The organism is Streptomyces sp. NPDC041200, from assembly GCF_055591805.1.
In genome coordinates this window covers 619,025-634,676 of record NZ_JBVIZF010000001.1, presented here as the reverse complement: position 1 = coordinate 634,676, position 15,652 = coordinate 619,025, and the positions used below count along the sequence as shown (strand labels likewise).

Annotated in this window: 17 protein-coding genes and 1 pseudogene; 7 read left to right on the top strand and 11 right to left on the bottom strand. The window is 70.3% G+C overall.

All coding sequences use genetic code 11. The features are described 5' to 3' along the window. Positions 1-75: 75 nt before the first annotated feature. On the top strand, positions 76-555 hold the full coding sequence (locus ACZ6CL_RS03060; protein WP_468930428.1) for an ATP-binding protein: 480 nt from the start codon (positions 76-78) through the stop codon (positions 553-555). A gap of 1 nt (position 556) precedes the next feature. Here ACZ6CL_RS03060 and ACZ6CL_RS03055 read toward each other — a convergent pair whose 3' ends face one another. From ACZ6CL_RS03055 to ACZ6CL_RS03045, 3 genes are all read right to left on the bottom strand, one after another. After that, positions 557-2,476, bottom strand: coding sequence for an ATP-binding protein (locus ACZ6CL_RS03055; RefSeq protein WP_468931256.1), 1,920 nt, complete (start codon positions 2,474-2,476; stop codon positions 557-559). A gap of 502 nt (positions 2,477-2,978) precedes the next feature. Further along, positions 2,979-3,614: a DUF6879 family protein gene (locus tag ACZ6CL_RS03050; protein WP_468930425.1), complete on the bottom strand. Its 636-nt coding sequence runs from the start codon at positions 3,612-3,614 to the stop codon at positions 2,979-2,981. Next, complete coding sequence (locus ACZ6CL_RS03045; protein ID WP_468930422.1) at positions 3,607-3,876, bottom strand: hypothetical protein; 270 nt, start codon at positions 3,874-3,876, stop codon at positions 3,607-3,609. Before ACZ6CL_RS03045 ends, ACZ6CL_RS03050 begins: the two co-directional genes overlap by 8 nt. A gap of 150 nt (positions 3,877-4,026) precedes the next feature. Here ACZ6CL_RS03045 and ACZ6CL_RS03040 point away from each other — a divergent pair. Beyond that, a pseudogene (locus tag ACZ6CL_RS03040) lies at positions 4,027-4,113 on the top strand (CopG family transcriptional regulator); the annotation flags it as partial. Between the two features lie 106 nt (positions 4,114-4,219). Here ACZ6CL_RS03040 and ACZ6CL_RS03035 read toward each other — a convergent pair. Continuing rightward, positions 4,220-5,101: a DUF72 domain-containing protein gene (locus ACZ6CL_RS03035; RefSeq protein ID WP_468930420.1), complete on the bottom strand. Its 882-nt coding sequence runs from the start codon at positions 5,099-5,101 to the stop codon at positions 4,220-4,222. A 79-nt stretch (positions 5,102-5,180) separates the two neighbouring features. Between ACZ6CL_RS03035 and ACZ6CL_RS03030 the strand changes: the two genes are divergently transcribed. The 3 genes from ACZ6CL_RS03030 (at position 5,181) to ACZ6CL_RS03020 (ending at position 7,764) form a co-directional block, all read left to right on the top strand. Continuing rightward, positions 5,181-6,002, top strand: coding sequence for a hypothetical protein (locus tag ACZ6CL_RS03030; RefSeq protein ID WP_468930417.1), 822 nt, complete (start codon positions 5,181-5,183; stop codon positions 6,000-6,002). Between the two features lie 110 nt (positions 6,003-6,112). After that, complete coding sequence (locus tag ACZ6CL_RS03025; RefSeq protein ID WP_468930414.1) at positions 6,113-6,784, top strand: lytic polysaccharide monooxygenase auxiliary activity family 9 protein; 672 nt, start codon at positions 6,113-6,115, stop codon at positions 6,782-6,784. Positions 6,785-6,894: 110 nt separating this feature from the next. After that, the gene (locus tag ACZ6CL_RS03020; protein WP_468930411.1) at positions 6,895-7,764 is read left to right on the top strand and encodes an SCO4651 family lipoprotein; all 870 of its coding nucleotides are present in this window, start codon (positions 6,895-6,897) and stop codon (positions 7,762-7,764) included. 6 nt (positions 7,765-7,770) lie between these two features. On the opposite strand, the gene ACZ6CL_RS03015 is transcribed toward ACZ6CL_RS03020, so the two are convergent. The 4 genes from ACZ6CL_RS03015 to ACZ6CL_RS03000 all read right to left on the bottom strand — a co-directional run bounded on the left by ACZ6CL_RS03015 (position 7,771) and on the right by ACZ6CL_RS03000 (position 9,686). Continuing rightward, positions 7,771-7,992: a hypothetical protein gene (locus tag ACZ6CL_RS03015; protein ID WP_468930408.1), complete on the bottom strand. Its 222-nt coding sequence runs from the start codon at positions 7,990-7,992 to the stop codon at positions 7,771-7,773. Positions 7,993-8,179: 187 nt separating this feature from the next. Then, on the bottom strand, positions 8,180-8,662 hold the full coding sequence (locus tag ACZ6CL_RS03010) for a hypothetical protein (RefSeq protein ID WP_468930406.1): 483 nt from the start codon (positions 8,660-8,662) through the stop codon (positions 8,180-8,182). 102 nt (positions 8,663-8,764) lie between these two features. Further along, a complete protein-coding gene (locus ACZ6CL_RS03005) occupies positions 8,765-9,154 on the bottom strand; it encodes a DUF427 domain-containing protein (protein WP_468930403.1) in 390 nt (129 codons plus the stop codon). Positions 9,155-9,188: 34 nt separating this feature from the next. After that, positions 9,189-9,686: a MarR family winged helix-turn-helix transcriptional regulator gene (locus ACZ6CL_RS03000; RefSeq protein ID WP_468930401.1), complete on the bottom strand. Its 498-nt coding sequence runs from the start codon at positions 9,684-9,686 to the stop codon at positions 9,189-9,191. Positions 9,687-9,799: 113 nt separating this feature from the next. On the opposite strand from ACZ6CL_RS03000, the gene ACZ6CL_RS02995 reads away from it, so the two are divergent. Continuing rightward, a complete protein-coding gene (locus ACZ6CL_RS02995) occupies positions 9,800-12,127 on the top strand; it encodes an MFS transporter (protein WP_468930400.1) in 2,328 nt (775 codons plus the stop codon). Between the two features lie 293 nt (positions 12,128-12,420). Here the strand turns inward: ACZ6CL_RS02995 and ACZ6CL_RS02990 are convergent, their stop codons facing one another. Together ACZ6CL_RS02990 and ACZ6CL_RS02985 are read right to left on the bottom strand one after the other, a co-directional pair. After that, the gene (locus tag ACZ6CL_RS02990) at positions 12,421-12,651 is read right to left on the bottom strand and encodes a hypothetical protein (protein ID WP_468930397.1); all 231 of its coding nucleotides are present in this window, start codon (positions 12,649-12,651) and stop codon (positions 12,421-12,423) included. A 52-nt stretch (positions 12,652-12,703) separates the two neighbouring features. Then, positions 12,704-13,936 carry an MFS transporter gene (locus ACZ6CL_RS02985; RefSeq protein ID WP_468930394.1) on the bottom strand — a complete coding sequence of 411 codons (1,233 nt, stop codon included), beginning with the start codon at positions 13,934-13,936 and terminating at the stop codon, positions 12,704-12,706. A gap of 101 nt (positions 13,937-14,037) precedes the next feature. On the opposite strand from ACZ6CL_RS02985, the gene ACZ6CL_RS02980 reads away from it, so the two are divergent. Then, complete coding sequence (locus ACZ6CL_RS02980; protein WP_468930391.1) at positions 14,038-15,021, top strand: LysR family transcriptional regulator; 984 nt, start codon at positions 14,038-14,040, stop codon at positions 15,019-15,021. Between the two features lie 88 nt (positions 15,022-15,109). On the opposite strand, the gene ACZ6CL_RS02975 is transcribed toward ACZ6CL_RS02980, so the two are convergent. Continuing rightward, positions 15,110-15,625, bottom strand: coding sequence for a GNAT family N-acetyltransferase (locus ACZ6CL_RS02975; protein ID WP_468930389.1), 516 nt, complete (start codon positions 15,623-15,625; stop codon positions 15,110-15,112). Between the last annotated feature and the right edge of the window lie 27 nt (positions 15,626-15,652).

The window sequence follows — 15,652 nt, the reverse complement described above, 5'->3', positions numbered from 1 at the left end:
GCGTGCCGGTACCAGCACGCTGTGTACTGGCCGTCTTGCTGGTCAGCGTAGGAGCCTGCGGCCACGCTCTGTGACATGTCGCACGAAAATCACTCTCACCAACTCGTACAGGGCTCCGACCGCTTCAGTCAGCGCCTCAGCCCCACGCGGCGGGGTGCACGACTCGCCCGTCGTCTCGCCGTGCAGCAACTCTCCGACTGGGGCTGGAGCCACGACGACGAGTCCACGCACAACGCCGCGCTGCTCGTTGCCGAGCTTGCCGCAAATGCTGTGCAGCACGGGCGTGTGCCCGGTCGGGACTTTCTGCTGGCTCTCGTCCTGGCGAGGCCTACATCAGAGGCCGCGACCTTGCGTATCGAGGTCGCTGATTGTCGGGACGAGCGGCTTCCCCGGCCAGCCGACGTCACGCCGCCGGGCGCCGACGACGAGCATGGGCGAGGTCTGCTTCTCATCCATTCGCTGGCGACGCGGTGGGGCATCGATCCCCGGCACCCGTGCGGCAAGACCGTGTGGGCCGAGATCCAGCTCAGCGCCGGTTCGCAGTCCGAGTGCTGATTCAGCTTGTTTCGGTCAGCCTGCGTTCGATGGCCTCGCGCGCTGCTACTGCTCGTGGGTCGCTGAAGTCCGCGAGGAGCGTCAGCGCCTGCGCCCAGTGTCGGTGGGCTTCCTCCGGGCGTTCGTCGAGTACCGCCGAGGCCAGGCCGTCCAGGGCCAGGGCCTGGTGCCACGTGTCGCCCAGGTCGCGTTGTGCCGAGGCGGCCTGGCGGTGGAAGTCGGCTGCTTCGGCATGACGTCCGAGGCGGTGGTACACCTCGCCTGCGCCCTGCCAGGCCAGGGCCTCTCGGCTGCGGTCGGCCAGGCGGCGGTGCAGGGTGGCGGACCGTTGGTAGGAGGTCAGGGCCTCGGCATACTGGCCCGCCGCCTGCTGGGCGCCGCCCAGCGTCAGCAGCCAGAAGCCTTCCAGGCGGAGGTTGCGGAGGCTGAGGGCGATGTCTAGGGCGGCGTGGGCTGAGGCCAGGGATGCGTCGGTGTCGCCCTGCTCGCGTTGGACATCGCTCAGCACGCGCAGGATGTTGCCCTCGCCGCGCTGGTCGCCGAGGGCTCGATGCGCGATTAGGGCCTGGTCGATGACGGTGGCCGCCTCCGGGAGACGTCCGGCGCGGTAGTGGGTCGTCGCGAGGTTCGACAGGGCGGTGGCGGCCCAGTGGGTTGCGTCCTGCTCCTGGAAGGCGGAGATGGCCTGCTCGAAGTGGTGGGCGGCGGCATCGAGTCGTCTGGTGCGGAGGTGGTTCAGGCCGATCAGGTTGAGTGAGCGCGCTTCGCCCAGGCGATCGCCCAGGTCGCGTCGGATCCTCAGCGCGTTCTCGTGGCTTTCGAGGCTGTCGGTTCGGCGGTTGATCCGGGTGTAGGCCATGCCGAGGTAGGTGTGGAGTGCGCCTTGTGCGGCGCGTTCCTCCAGCCGTTCGGCTGCCTCCAGTCCGATGCGGCCCACGGCTGGCCAGCTGGTGCCTGAGGCGGAGGGGAACTGGGCGTTCCACAGCACTGTGGCCAACTGCCACGCCAGGCGGTCGTGCCCGGCGTCGGCGGCCGTACGAACGGCCTGGAGGAGGTTGTCGTGCTCCCGCTCGGCCCAGTCCACGGCGGCGTCGTAGTCGGAGAACGTCAGCAGGCTGATGTCATCCGAGGCGGGCGTGAGGGGTACGCGGTCCTCGGCGGGGTTGATCCAGCTCTGCGCAGCATCGGCGGTGTGCAGGTACCACTCCAGCACGCGGAGCAGGGCTTCTTCCCGTTCGGCCGGCGGCTCCTCGTGCTGGGCCTGGTCGATGGCGTAGGCGCGTAGCAGATCGTGGAACTGGTAGCGGTCCGGGGCGGTCTGTTCCAGCAGGTGGGCGCCGACCAAGGAGTCCAGCAGCTGACGGAAGCGGCTGATGCTGGTCGATCCCGCCAGGGCTGCGGCGGCGCGCAATCCGAACTCGGGGCCGGGGTGCAGGCCGAGAAGGCGGAACAGGCGGGCAGCTGGCGGCGACAGTGCGCGATAGGACCACGCGAAGACGGTGCGGATGGCTTCGGCCTCCTCGTCGTCGCCCGTGCTCAGGGTGTCCCAGAGAGCGGATTCGTCGCGCAGGTCGGCGATCAGGTCGTCCAGCCGCAGGTGGGGGTGGCTGGCGGCGCGTTCCGCGGCTATGCGTAGGGCGAGCGGGAGTCGTGCGCACAGGCGGGCCAGTTCGGCGAGCTGCCGTTCGTCGTCGGCCGGTCGGTATCCCGCGGTGACGGCGCGCAGCAGGGCAACCGCCTCGGGCTCCGGCAGCACGCCGAGCGTGAGTCGACGGGCACCGTCACGGACGGCGAGGCCGGACAGGCGGCTGCGACTGGTGACCAGGACCAGGCTGTGTGCGCTTCCGGGGAGCAGTGGTCGAACCTGGCCTACGGTGGCCGCGTTGTCCAGGACGACCAGGACTCGGCGATCGGCCAGCAACGAGCGGTACAGCGCGGCGGCCGCGTCGAGGTCCTGGGGTACGGATGCGGCCGGGACGCCGAGCGAGGTCAGCAGGCGGTGCAGGGCCTCGCGTGCCGGGACCGGTTCTCCGGGATCGTAGCCACGCAGGTTGGCGTACAGCTGACCGTCAGGAAAGCGGTCCCGGACCTGGTGGGCCCAGCGCAGGGCCAGCGATGTCTTTCCGGCGCCGGCGGTACCGGCGATGACGTATACGCAGACGACCAGCGGACTGCCGTCTTGGCTGGTGAGGACGGCGTTCATCTGGGCCAGTTCATCGGTCCGGTTGACGAATCCGCTTACGTCGGCCGGTAACTGGCGTGGGACGGGGCCGGAGGCCCTACCCGTGTCCGGTGTGTGCTGGGTGTGGAAGTGGATGCCTCCGTGGACATCTCTTGCCTGAACGACGTCACGCGAGGAGCCCGACAGCTCGGAGTGGGTGTTGCCGACTTGCTCGTCTTGTCCGTCTGACGCTGCGATCGGCCTACTCCCCTCCTTCGCTCAGTTTCGGTGGATCGAGGGGTGCCACCTCGCGGTCGAAGTAGGGGATCACCTCTTCACCCGCCGCGTAGAGCGCCTTGATGTAGTTCTCCCAGCGCTCGACGAGATCAGGGTCGGTGTAGCGGATCGCTCCGTCCGCGACTCCTGCCTCGGTGTAGAGGACCTGGAAGAGGGTGTGGCCGCCGAGCACGACCAGTTCCGGGAGCGGGCCGGAGTTCTCCGACGCGGCCACCTGCTCGGCGGGGACGATCCTGATCCGCTGCCCGTGCTCCGCACGCTGCCGCTGGGAGTGGAGTTCCCACTGCACGTACGGTGTCAGCGGCTTCTCGACCACCCGTACGCGGTGAAAGGCGTACCCCCTGCGCTTCTCCTCCTGGGCGGCCGCGGCCAGGTTGTCGTGCCGGTCGGCGAGGAGCCGAAGCGCCTCCGACCAGTCGCCGCGGCGCAGGGCGTCCCGGCTTGGGCTGCCCTGCTCCTCGAAGTGCTGTCGGCGCTCCAGCTTCCAGGAACTGCCATTTCGGATGGCGTCCTCTCGTTGCCGGAAGTCCTGCTTGTAGGCGGGCCGGGTAAGCCGGTCGCCCCGCTCGGGGTCGAGAACGGGAGCGAAAAGGTCAGGCATCGGGGATGTCCTTCTTCGCGGCGCTGAGCATGTTGCCTGGGATGACGACCAGCCGCTCGTCCGGAGCGAGGTTCACGCCCGGCGGCAGGCGGGTGCCGTAGACGGCCGTCAGGTCTCTGCCGATCACGGCCACATCACCGTTGTCGAGCTGCCAGATGTCCGGGCACTCGTCATTTCCGTCGGAGTTGCCGAGCTCTGCGGCGGATTTCCCCAGCCGACGCTCGAATAACGCGGACGGGTCGGCCTCCCAAGCGCGGGCCATGGCTGCCTCCGGTTGAGGGGTCGTGCACGCTGTGGCTACCCACTGTATCCAGGGCCGCACCAGGAGGTGAGGGGTTGCGCCACGGCCCTCCGCCCTTGCCGGTCTGGTGCGCGCCGCTGTTCAACGGCTGCCTCGTGCGTAAACCCGCTCGCGCGCAGGGGGCCATCCGGGCTGTCCTACGTGGCCGCGCCTGTCGCCCGCCAGATCGAGCGCGACAACCTCAACGAACTCATTAAGGCCGACCACAACCTCAGGTTCGATCTTACGTAGATTGAATCTTACTTAGGTGTCAGCTCGCTTTTGATGGCTCTGGCTCGCGCAGGCGACGCGCGCGGTGGTGCCGTCAGCCCGGACCCGTGGGCGCGCCGAGCAGGTGCCGCATCGACTCCGCTGCCCGGACGGCCGCATCCGCGCAGCAGTTGTTGAACACGACGTGGACCTCGTCGGTGCGTTCGGCCATGCCGCGAAGGCGCGGAGCCCATTCCTCCAGTTCCTCGGGCGTGTAGGTGTGGCGGAAGCGCTCCTCCTTGGTGCCGGTACCCCAGGCGTCGTTGCGGCCGTGGAAGCGGGCCACCGCCAGGTGGGGTGAGGTGACTGGGGTGACCGGGGGGATGGAGGTGGGCAGCGTCTGGGTCATGTCCACGGCTACGGCCGACATGCCCCAGTCCCTGAGCGCCGCCTCGGTCGTGGCCCGCTCATCGTCCGCCCACCAGCCGGGGTGGCGGAATTCCACGGCCACGGGCCAGCCCGCCGTACGGCGCGCGCATTGGTCGAGGAACGCCTTCGCCCGGCCGTCGCCAGGGGCGAACCAGGGTGGGAACTGGAAGAGCAGGGTGCCGAGGCGCTGGGCCTTCTTCAGCGGTTCGAGCGCTCCGGTGAAGCGCTGCCAGACGTCGTCGAGCAGTCCCGGGTCAACCTCGTAGCGCCGCCTGGACAGGGCGGGCCGCAGATCAGCGGGCAGGGCGTTCGGCGCTGTGGGGTGGCCGGTGAGCAAGGAGAACGCCTTGAAGTTGAAGCGGAAGCCGTCCGGGGTGCGTTCGGCCCAGAGGACGCTGTTACGGGTGCTGAGCAGGTTGTAGTACGTGGCGTCGACCTCCACCACCGGGAACTGGGTGGCGTAATGCCGTAGCCTCCCCGCCGCGTCGCGCAGCCCCGGCGGGTACCAGCCGCTGGAGAGCAGCGCGCGGTCCGTCCATGAACAGGTGCCGACCAGAATCTCGCCCATGGCCCGCCGACTACCCCGCAGGTCGGGAGGAGAGGCATCGGGCTGGGCCGAAGCGTCGCACATCGCATACGCTTCGCCCGTGATTCCGCCCACTGTCATTGTTGGTCTGCACGGGATCCTCGAACGCAATCCGTGGTTCGACCGGGTTGTGGAGCAGGACGACGAGGGTTCCGTCGAGGAGGATCTTCTCGGTTTCGCGATCGATCGGGCCGGGGCGTACGGCTGGCAATCCGTGAGTGGCTCGCTCCATGAAGACGGAAAGGTCACGGCTCGGCATGAGCCCACTTCCTGGGCCCATGAGGAGGTCGGCGGTGATTGGACCCAGGATGGACGAGTGCACCAGCTGGCCTGGCTGCAGGCGGGGATTCTGACTGATCCTCCGCGTCTCGGCCTTCCCGTCCGGCCGATTTCTTTGGTGTTGTCCGAGGCGTTGGCCCGGGTGGGGACGGTGACGTTCACCGGGTTGCATGCTCTGCTGCCGCTGCAGGCGGCCAAACACAACACCGCTTTCCACCAGATTGAGTTGGCGCCGTGGTTCGGCCTGGCGGATCCGGATGCCCGGCACGAGGTGGTGGTCACCGTCTCCCGCCAGCCTCGGGAGGGCGGGGCGGGTGAGCGTGATGCGGTGGCCGTCTGTGCGGCGGTACGGGACATGGCGCAGGGGGCGGTGGATGTCTCCGTCTGCGCGGCGGAAAGCGGCCTTCCAGGGTTGGAACTTGATCTCGACCGGGTGCTGCACACCGAGGGGATGCGTGAGGTGATGCGGCTGAGCTGCCGTACGCGGGAGTGGTCACCGGATATCGCGGTGTGGCTGGTGGAGATGGTCGCGGACGGACTGCGGAGGGCGGGGCGGTTGGCACCGGTTGTGGTGACGGCCTCGTTGGCGTCCCCACCGGCGTAGTCCGCATCGGCAACGGAACGTTTCGCGTTGGCACCCTCGGGCAAGCTGGCATCTGGGAGCGCTCCCACACCTCTCCCACTCCCCCACGGACGATGGAGGAAGATCACCCAATGTTTTGTCATGAACGCGGCAATTCCTTACGCCGCTGGGCCTCTCGCACCCTCGGACTGCTGTCCGCGCTGCTGCTCGGCCTGATCCCCTGGTCGGGCACCGCCAGCGCGCACGGATCGGTCATCGATCCCGCCTCCCGCAACTACGGCTGCTGGCTGCGCTGGGGCAGCGACCACCTGAACCCGGAGATGGCACAGAAAGACCCCATGTGCTGGCAGGCCTGGCAGGACAACCCGAACGCCATGTGGAACTGGAACGGCCTCTACCGCAACGGCTCCGCAGGCAACTTCCCGGCCGCCGTCCCCGACGGGCAGCTGTGCAGCGGCGGCCGCACCGAAGGCGGCCGCTACAACTCCCTCGACACGCCTGGCGCCTGGAAGACCACGACCATCAGCCGGAACTTCACCGTGAAGCTGTACGACCAGGCCAGCCACGGAGCGGACTACTTCAAGGTCTACGTCACCCGGCAGGGCTACGACCCCACCACGCAGCCGCTGAAGTGGAGTGACCTGCAACTGGTCACCACGACCGGCAAGTACGGGCCCAGCCAGAACTACTCGATCAACGTCAGCACCTCCGGCTACACCGGCCGCCACGTCGTCTACACGATCTGGCAGGCCTCACACATGGACCAGACGTACTTCCTGTGCAGCGACGTGACCTTCTCCTGAGCCGCACGCCCCGCCGGACGACCCGCGTCCGGCGGGGATTCACCGTTCGGCGGTCTCGTCCGGCGGATCCGGGGCACTCGGTATCCCCATCGTTGAGGGGAGTTGGAGACATGACTCACTTAGCCAGCGGGATACGAGCGGGTGCGATCGGGGCCGTGGGCCTCCTCGCGTGCGGGGTGCTGACCGGGTGCGGGAGCGACGGGGACTCCAAGGGCAAGGGCGGGGAGACCTCGTCGTCGGCGGCGGCTGGCGCTGGGGGTACGGCGGCGGTTCGTACCGCGTACGCAAGGACCGCCGAGGAGGAAACGGCGCGGATGACGCTCCGGACGGAGACCTCGGCCGCGGGGAAGTCGGCTGCCGCGGAGGGCCAGGGCGTCATCGACCTTGAGGACGGCGACAGCACCATGACCATCAGCGCCGAGGGCCAGAAGGTCGAGCAGCGCGTCGTCGACCAGGTGGTGTACCAGAAGCTTCCCCCTCGGCAGCGGGCGCAGGTGCCCGGTGACAAGCCGTGGATCAAGATCGACCTGAAGAAGGCCGCCGCCGAGCAGAACAGCGGCAGCAGCAATCAGATCAACGACCCCGCGCAGTCTGCCGGTCTCGCCAAGGGCATCACCGACCGGAACACCAAGAAGGTCGGCACGGCCACGGTCGACGGCGTAAAGACCACGCGCTACCGGGTCACGGTCGACGTCGACAAGCTCTCCGACTCCGCTGCGCTGAAGCTCCAGGTCGGTCCCACCGTTCCGATGGACATCTGGCTGGACGACCAGGGCCGCATTCGCCGCCAGCAGGTCACCATGAACCTCAAGCCGACCGGCCAGCCGGATCAGGCGGACAAGAGCACCGCCGTCCCGCGGAAGATGACGGTGCGCACGCTGATCGTGTTCTCCGACTTCGGCACCGAGGTGGATACGGACGCCCCACCGGCCGGGCAGACCACCGACATGACGGGCAAGGTCGGCAACCAGCAGAGCTGACCGGGCTCAGGGAGAGGTGAGGAGCAGCATCGCCATCATCAGCTGAGCGAGCCACTGTCCCTTGACCGCCCAGGAGCGGGCCGTGGGGAACGGCAGCCGGTTCCGGGGGCAGCTTGCGGCGTACAGGCCCAGCGCCGCCGATGCGAGAAGTGCGCCCCAGATCACCGAACCGGGGGTTGCGGAGCACTGGTTCCCGTACATGACGCAGTCGGCGGCGCGCTCCGTCATGAGGGAGAGGACGATGCTGATGACGGCGGTGGGGATCAGCAGGCCGACGCCGACCTTCGCCGCTGTGCGGAGCTTCGGTCGTGTGCCTCGTCGGGTGTGTCGGCCGCGGCGCTCGGTTCGGCGGCAGGTGTCTCGTTCACCGCTCCAGCCAATCGCGGGCCAGGCGTGGAGGGATCGCGTCGGGTACTCAGTTCCCCTGGGTAGGAGGGCTCAGCTGGGGGCAGGGGAGGTCTGGGGACGTGGGGTTGGGGGCGCACGTGACTACGGCCAGGGAGAGGAAGGACGTGCGGCCTGTGTAGAAGCCCAGGGAGACGTCGCCGCCCTGGGTCAGGCGGTCCGTGGCGGTGGCTACCAGGCGGGAGAGGCGGGCCGTGTCGGCTTCCTGGCGGGAGAGGAAGCCGGGGGCGTGGTCGGTGAGTTGTTGGCCCAGCCAGGTGGCGGCGTCCTTGGGTTCGTGGAAGGTGGCGCGGATGAGGGCCGGGGATTTGAGGAGCCAGTACGCCGTTTCCATGGGAGGCAGCTCGGCGCGGCGGAAGGTGTCGAGGAGGGCGCGGTAGTGCTCCTCGTCCTCCGCCGTGACCGGGGGCAGGGGGCGGTCGGGGAGGCGGCGGAGGATTTCGTGGTCGAACAGCTCCTTCTCGCCCAGCCAGGAGTACGCGTGGAGATGCACGCGTCAGCCGTTCCCCCTGGGGGTGCGGGGGAAGGTCCGCTGATGGGGTGATGGGGGCTGGGGCGGAGGGGCGTTAGCCCCGGGGGGTCAGTCCTCCAGGGGTCAGGTGACCGTTATATCGGCTACCTCGTCGTAGAAGCACAGGTGGTTCTTGATCTCCGGTACCGCGTCGATCGGCTGCGGGTACGCCCAGACGACGTCGGGGCGCAGTTGGGCGCCGCTGTCCGGGCCTATGTACGTCCAGTACGCCGCCTCGCCCTTGAAGGGGCAGGTGGTGCGGGTGTCGGTGGGCTCGAACAGGGTGAGGTCCACGTCCTCCGGCGGGAGGTAGTAGCGCACCGGCAGGCCGGTCTCGTGGAGCAGCAGCGGGCGGTCCGTCTCGGCGACGACCTGGCCGTCGATGGTGACCTTGACGTGCTGGGTGCCGCGCGCCACCTCTACTCGGTGGCCGGAGCCGGTGCTGGTGTGAGGGTGTGGGGTGGGGGATGGCATCGTTCGGCCTCCTCGGATGGGTCCGTACTTCAGGTCAACGCGTTCCCGGGGACGCTGATTCCGATTCTTCCTCGCGGGGCCACGGGCGGCCGTCGTGCGCTTCCACCTCGCGGTTGAAGCGGGTCAGGGCCTCGCCGAAGCGGGACACGTCCTCCGGAGACCAGTCTTCGAGGATGCGGGCCAGGCTGCTGCGGCGGCATTCGCGTTCGGCGGTGAGGCGTTCGCTGCCCAGGGCGGTGACGCGGAGCTTGCGGGCGAGGCCGCCGTCGGGGTCGGGGATGCGCTCGGCCAGGCCGCCGCGCAGCAGGGTGCCGGTCTGGCGGTTGACGGTCGAGACGTCGAGCTGGAACGCGTCGGCGAGCTGGCCGATCGACATCGCGCCCTCCGCGTCCAGGCGGGAGAGGAGCAGGTAGGCCGAGCGGTCCAGACGATCAGTTGTGGACGGCTCGTCTTCCGACGCTTTGCGGTCCCTCGGTGTCAGTACGTGACACCTCGCGACCAGCATCAGCTCGCGTTCCAGCCGTTCCAGCACGCTTCCTCCTCGTCGCCCCCGCTCCATGAAACAGAAGTGTGCACGATACACATCATGTGTAGGATGCACATCTCCCACTCATCCCTGTTGTACCGCTTGGAGGCCTCATCCGCATGGCCCAGTCAGCCCCAGCTCGCGTCGAGGAGCCCACCAGAGCCGCGCCGACCGGCGCCTCGCTCCCGCAGCGCGAGGTCGGTGGCGGTTTCGTGGCGGTGCTCGCGTTCTGCGGCATCGCCGTATCGGTGATGCAGACGCTGGTCGTCCCGCTCGTGAGCGAGCTGCCGCAGCTGCTGCACACCACCAGCTCGAACGCGTCCTGGGTGGTCACCTCGACCCTGCTCGCCGGGGCGGTCTCGACTCCCGTCATGGGGCGGCTCGGGGACATGTTCGGCAAGCGCCGGATGCTGATGGTCGCGCTGACGCTGCTCGTCGTCGGGTCGCTGACCTGCGCCGTCACCTCCGATCTGGTGGTGATGGTGATCGGCCGGGCCATCCAGGGCGGGGCGATGGGCGCCATTCCGCTCGGCATCAGCATCATGCGGGACGAGCTGCCGCCGCAGCGGCTGGGCTCGGCGATGGCCCTGATGAGTTCCTCGCTCGGCATCGGCGGTGCGCTGGGGCTGCCCGCCGCCGCGTTCGTCGCGCAGCACACCAGCTGGCACGTGCTGTTCTACGGGGCCGCCGGGCTGGGCGCGATATCGATCGCGCTGGTGCTCGCCGTCGTTCCGGAGTCCGCCGTACGCACCCCCAGCCGCTTCGACCTGATCGGCGCGCTCGGTCTTACGGCCGGTCTCGTCTGTCTGCTGCTGCCCATCACCAAGGGCGGCGACTGGGGCTGGGCGAGCGGTACGACGCTCGGGCTGTTCGGCGCGGCCGTGGTGATCCTGCTCCTGTGGGGCGTCTTCGAGCTGCGCACCGCCGAGCCGCTGGTCGACCTGCGGACCACGGCGCGCCGCCAGGTGCTGCTGACCAACCTCGCCTCGATCATGGTCGGCTTCTCGTTCTACGCCATGTCGCTGATCTTCCCGCAGCTGCTGCAGCTGCCGGAGGCCACCGGCTACGGCCTCGGCCAGTCGATGGTCATGGCGGGTCTGTACTTCGCCCCGATGGGCGTGGCGATGATGCTGGTCTCGCCACTGTCCGCGCGTATCAACGCCGCTCGCGGCCCCAAGGTCTCGCTGATCAGCGGCATCATCGTGATCGGCGCGACGTACGGCGCGGGCCTGGTGATGATCGACGAGATCTGGCAGATCGTGGTGCTGGCCACCGCGCTCGGCGTCGGCATCGGCATCGCGTACTCGGCCATGCCGACCCTGATCGTCAGCGCCGTACCGGCCCGGGAGACGGGCGCGGCGAACGGTCTGAACACCCTGATGCGGTCCATCGGCATGTCCACCTCCAGCGCAGTGGTGGGGGTGATCCTGGCCCGTCAGACGACGGACTTCGGCGGGGTCGCGCTGCCGAGCAAGGAGGGTTTCCAGACCTCGTTCATGGTGGCGTGCGCGGCCTCGGTCGTGGGTCTGCTCATCGCCTTCTGTCTGCCGGGGCGGCGTCCTGCCGCCGTCACATCCGCCCCTGCGGGTGTCTCCGCGCCTGCGGGTGTCTCCGCGCCGACCGCGCCGGAGCCTGTCGCCGTCGCCGAGAAGGACGTTGCGGAGGACGTCGTCGCCGACCTCATCGGCAGCGTCATCCACGGCCGGGTCCTCGGTCCCGACGGCACCCCGCTGGCCGACGCCGCCGTCACCCTGATCGACACCGGCGGCCGCCAGCTCGGCCGTACGGTCACCGGGCGCGACGGCAGCTACACCGTGACCGCGCCCGGCAGCGCGAGCGTCGTCCTCATCGGCTCGGCCCCCGGCCACCAGCCGCAGGCCGCCACGCTGCTGGTGTCGGACGTCCCGGTCCTCTGCGACCTGCGGCTGGCCGGAGGCGGCGGGCTGACCGGGGCCGTCCGGGCCGAGGGTGGCGGGCCGCTGGCCGGTGCCACCGCTACCGCGACCGGCGCGGACGGCGAGGTGGCGGGTTCGGCGACGGCCGACGAGAAGGGTGAGTTCGCGCTCCCGGAGCTGGCCTCCGGCCCGTACACGCTGACGCTCAGCGCGGACGGACACCGTCCGCACGCCACCCAGGTCGAGCTGACCGCCGGTGAGCCGGTGCGGGTCGAGGTGTCGCTGCGGCCCGCGGCCCGGGTCGGCGGCACCGTACGTGACCAGGGCGGACGCCCGCTGGAGGACGCCCGCGTGGCGCTGCTGGACGCCTCCGGCGACGTCGTCGGGCAGTGCGTCACGGGGACGGACGGGGCCTTCGGCTTCGAGGGGCTGACCGGTGAGCACTACACGGTCGTCGCCAGCGGTTACGCACCGGCCACCCGGCCGGTCACGGTCGGCGGCGACGCGTCGTCGGACGCCCGGGACGTGGATTTCTTGCTGAGCCACGGTTGAGGTGCGGTTGAGGCGCGTGTGCGTCGCGGCTGAGTCGATGTGCCTGCCGTCCAGCCCGGTCCGTGGTCACGGGCCGGGCTGGACGGCTGTCGGCGGTCATGAGCGAGGGCGGGGCTGAGCACGAGGGCGGAGCTGACTACGGGCAGCCTGAGCACGAGGCCCCGGTTGAGCACGAACGGGCCTGAGCACGAGGCCCGGGCTGGGCGCGGGCGGGACTGAGCACGGGCGCGAGCGGGACTGGGCGCGGACGCGGGCGCAGCTCGCACTCACCCCCGGCGGTGTGCTGCCCGGGTTCATTCCTCGGGCAGGCTCTCCCACGCATCGCCCTTGCGGAACAGTTCGTATCCCTCCGCGTCCGCGATCGATTCCGCCTCCGCGCGGCTGCTGACAGAGATCTCGTACGTATGACTGTCGACGGTCGCGTGGACACCCTTGCCGTCGGTGATCGTCTCGATCGAGTGCGTCTCGTAGATGACGCGCCCCGGCTCGGCCTTGCTCCAGACCACGTGCATGCTCACTGCCATCGGATCACTCCCGAAGACGAGCCCCCTGGTTTCAGGGTCTCACGGCACGCCGCTACCGCCTTCCGAAGATCGCCACATGCGCCAGGGCGAGCACCGCGAGCGCCCCGCCGAACCACATCACGCCGACGAGCGCGATCCCGTCCGCCGCCCGGCCGCCGAGCAGCGCGCCCAGGGATATCGCGATGTTGAAGACGCCGACGAACAGCGCCGAGGCGGCCTCCCGCGCGTCCGGCGCCGCGTGCAGGACCCAGGTCTGCGAGGTCACCGAGACCCCGCCGTACGCCAGCCCCCACAGCACCAGCAGCGTGACCGCCCCGCCGAGGGTGCCGCCCGCTACGGGTACGAGCAGGACCGAGGCGGCAAGGACGGTGAAGATGACCATGAGGGTGCGGCGCGGGTCGCGGTGGGCAGTGGCGCCCGCCAGGAAGTTCCCTGCGATGCCCGCCACGCCGTACGCCAGCAGCAGGGTGCTGATCAGCCCCGGCCGTACGCCCGAGACGTCCTCCAGCACCGGGCGGACGTAGGTGTACGCGCCGAAGTGGCCGGTGACCAGCAGCGCCGTGGTGATCAGCCCGACCCGCAGCCGGGCGTTGCGGAAGAGTCCCGGCACCTCGCGCAGCCGGATGGTCTCGGTGGCGGGCAGCGGCGGCAGGGTGACGGCGAGGGCCGCGGCGGTCGCCAGCGCCAGCGCGCCCATCCCGGCGAACGCGGCGCGCCAGTGGAACAGGTCGCCGACGAGCGTTCCGACCGGTACGCCGAGGACGGAGGCGACGGCGATCCCGCTGAAGATCAGCGAGGTCGCGGAACCCGCGGACTTCTCCGGCACCAGCCGCACCGCGAGCCCCGCGGCCAGGGACCACACCCCGCCGATGCACACCCCGACCACCACCCGGGCCAGCAGCAGCACGGCGAAGGTGGGGGCGAGGGCGGAGGCCAGGTTGGCCGCCGCGAGGAGTCCCAGCAGGCCGCACAGCACCAGCCGCCGGTCGAGGCGGCCGACGGTGACGGTCAGGAGGGGGGCTGCGACCGCGGCGACCAGTCCGGGAATGGTCATGGCCAGGCCCGCCGTACCGGGCGAGACGCCCAGCGCGGAGCCGATGGAGGTGAGGAGGCCGACCGGGAGCATCTCGGTGGTGACGACGGAGAAGGTGCCGAACGCCACGGCGACGACGGCGAGCCAGGCTCTGAGCGGCGAGTGCGCGGGGGCGGCCACCCCGGGGGCGGCTGACCCGGATGCGCCTGCCGGAGCGGTGAGTTCCGTGGTAGGGGGCGTGGAATTCGACATGACTCAAATGAACCGCCGCCCCCGGCCGGGAACAACGCCGAAGTCCTCAGTCTTCTATGAGCGAGACTCATCGATCGGTGGAGGAATGCGGGAGGCGGCCGATGTCCGGGCTGGAGATCCGCGAATTGGAGTGTTTTCTCGCGCTCAGCGAGGAGCTGCACTTCGGCCGCGCGGCGGAGCGGCTGTACGTATCGCAGAGCAGGATCAGCCAGTTGCTGCGGGCGCTGGAGGGGCGCATCGGCGCCCGGCTGCTGGACCGCACCAGCCGACGGGTACGGCTGACCCCGCTGGGTGAGCGATTCCTGGCCGAACTGCGGCCCGCGTACGACGCGCTGTACGGGGCGGTCGAGGGAGCGCGGGGCGCGGCGCGCGGCCTGACGGGGGTGCTGCGCGTCGGCTTCCAAGGGGCCGCGGACGAGCGGGTGATGGCCGCGCTGGCGGCCTTCCGGGAGCGGCATCCCGGCTGCGAACCGGAGACGGTGGAGATCCCGATGGCCGATCCGTTCGGCGCGGTGCGCGGCGGTGAGGTGGACGCGGCGATCGTCCTCCTGCCGGTCGAGGAACCGGATCTGGTCCTCGGCCCGGTGTTCTCCCGGCAGCCGCAGACGCTGGTGGTCCGCGCCGGGCACGCCTTCGCGGGGCGGGGCGCGGTGGACGCCGAGGAGCTGGCGGGCTGCCCGCTCGTCGCGCCGTCCGACCCCGCGCCCCGCTACTGGCGGGAGTTCATGGCCCCGCCCGTCACCCCCGGCGGCCGCCCGATCCCGGACGGGCCGCGGGTGCGCACCCTGCAGGAGGGGCTGACGGCGGTCGCGGCGGGCCGGGGCGGGATGCTGCTGTGCGCGCCGACCGCCGAGTACCACGGCCGCCGCGACATCACGTTCGTGCCGGTGGAGGGGCTGCCGGACTCGCGGCTCGGCCTGGTGTGGCGGCGGGGCGGGGAGACGGCGCGGATACGGGCGCTGCGGCGGGCCGTGGCCGAGCTGTGCGGCGCGCCCGCCAGGTCGGGTGACCCAGATCCGTCGCGGCGCCCGGGAGCCGACCACGGCGATGCCCTCCTCGTGAAGGCAGTCGCGGGCCTGCGGTGAGGTCAGGAAGGCGTGGTCGGTGCGCGGCCGGGGCGAGCGTCAGATCGCGGATGGCCCAGCAGCTCGGTGGCCGTGAGGTCGGCAGGGGTCATCGGCCGGTCTCCCTGCGCATGCACACCCGTGGCCAGCGGTCCAGCCCGTGCCCGGCCTCGCTGCGGCGGATCTCCCACAGCCCGGGGGTCAGTTCGTCCTCCGCCAGGGTCCGGAAGCCGCAGCGGGCCGCGTAGTACGGGGCGTTCCACGCGACGTCCACGAAGGTGGTCAGGGTCAGCGCGGGGACGCCGTCGGCGGCGGCGCGCGCCGCGACGTACTCGATCAGCGTGCGGCCCACTCCGCGGCGGGCGCTGTCCGGGTGCACCGAGATCTGCTCGATGTGCGTGTTGCCGTCGACGGGATCGGTGATCACGTAGGCCATGGGCCGGTCCGTGCCGTCCACCGCCACGAAGGCCCGTCCGGCGCGCTGATAGCGCTCCAGCTCGGCCAGGCTCAGGGGCTCGTCGTCGGCGATCTCGTCCATCCCGATGTCCCGGAAGCACCGTCCGGCGGCGCGCTCTATGTCCTGGAGATGGGGAAGTTCCTCGATGGTGCTCGTTCGAATCCGCACCCCACCATCATCCTCCGGAATCGACAG

Bases quoted from the DNA above. Each gene is read 5' to 3' on its own strand.
- ACZ6CL_RS03060 (WP_468930428.1), top strand. From the start codon at position 76: ATGTCGCACGAAAATCACTCTCACCAACTCGTACAGGGCTCCGACCGC.
- ACZ6CL_RS03050 (WP_468930425.1), bottom strand. From the start codon at position 3,614: ATGCCTGACCTTTTCGCTCCCGTTCTCGACCCCGAGCGGGGCGACCGG.
- ACZ6CL_RS03045 (WP_468930422.1), bottom strand. From the start codon at position 3,876: ATGGCCCGCGCTTGGGAGGCCGACCCGTCCGCGTTATTCGAGCGTCGG.
- ACZ6CL_RS03035 (WP_468930420.1), bottom strand. From the start codon at position 5,101: ATGGGCGAGATTCTGGTCGGCACCTGTTCATGGACGGACCGCGCGCTG.
- ACZ6CL_RS03025 (WP_468930414.1), top strand. From the start codon at position 6,113: ATGTTTTGTCATGAACGCGGCAATTCCTTACGCCGCTGGGCCTCTCGC.
- ACZ6CL_RS03020 (WP_468930411.1), top strand. From the start codon at position 6,895: ATGACTCACTTAGCCAGCGGGATACGAGCGGGTGCGATCGGGGCCGTG.
- ACZ6CL_RS03015 (WP_468930408.1), bottom strand. From the start codon at position 7,992: ATGACGGAGCGCGCCGCCGACTGCGTCATGTACGGGAACCAGTGCTCC.
- ACZ6CL_RS03005 (WP_468930403.1), bottom strand. From the start codon at position 9,154: ATGCCATCCCCCACCCCACACCCTCACACCAGCACCGGCTCCGGCCAC.
- ACZ6CL_RS02995 (WP_468930400.1), top strand. From the start codon at position 9,800: ATGGCCCAGTCAGCCCCAGCTCGCGTCGAGGAGCCCACCAGAGCCGCG.
- ACZ6CL_RS02990 (WP_468930397.1), bottom strand. From the start codon at position 12,651: ATGGCAGTGAGCATGCACGTGGTCTGGAGCAAGGCCGAGCCGGGGCGC.
- ACZ6CL_RS02985 (WP_468930394.1), bottom strand. From the start codon at position 13,936: ATGTCGAATTCCACGCCCCCTACCACGGAACTCACCGCTCCGGCAGGC.
- ACZ6CL_RS02980 (WP_468930391.1), top strand. From the start codon at position 14,038: ATGTCCGGGCTGGAGATCCGCGAATTGGAGTGTTTTCTCGCGCTCAGC.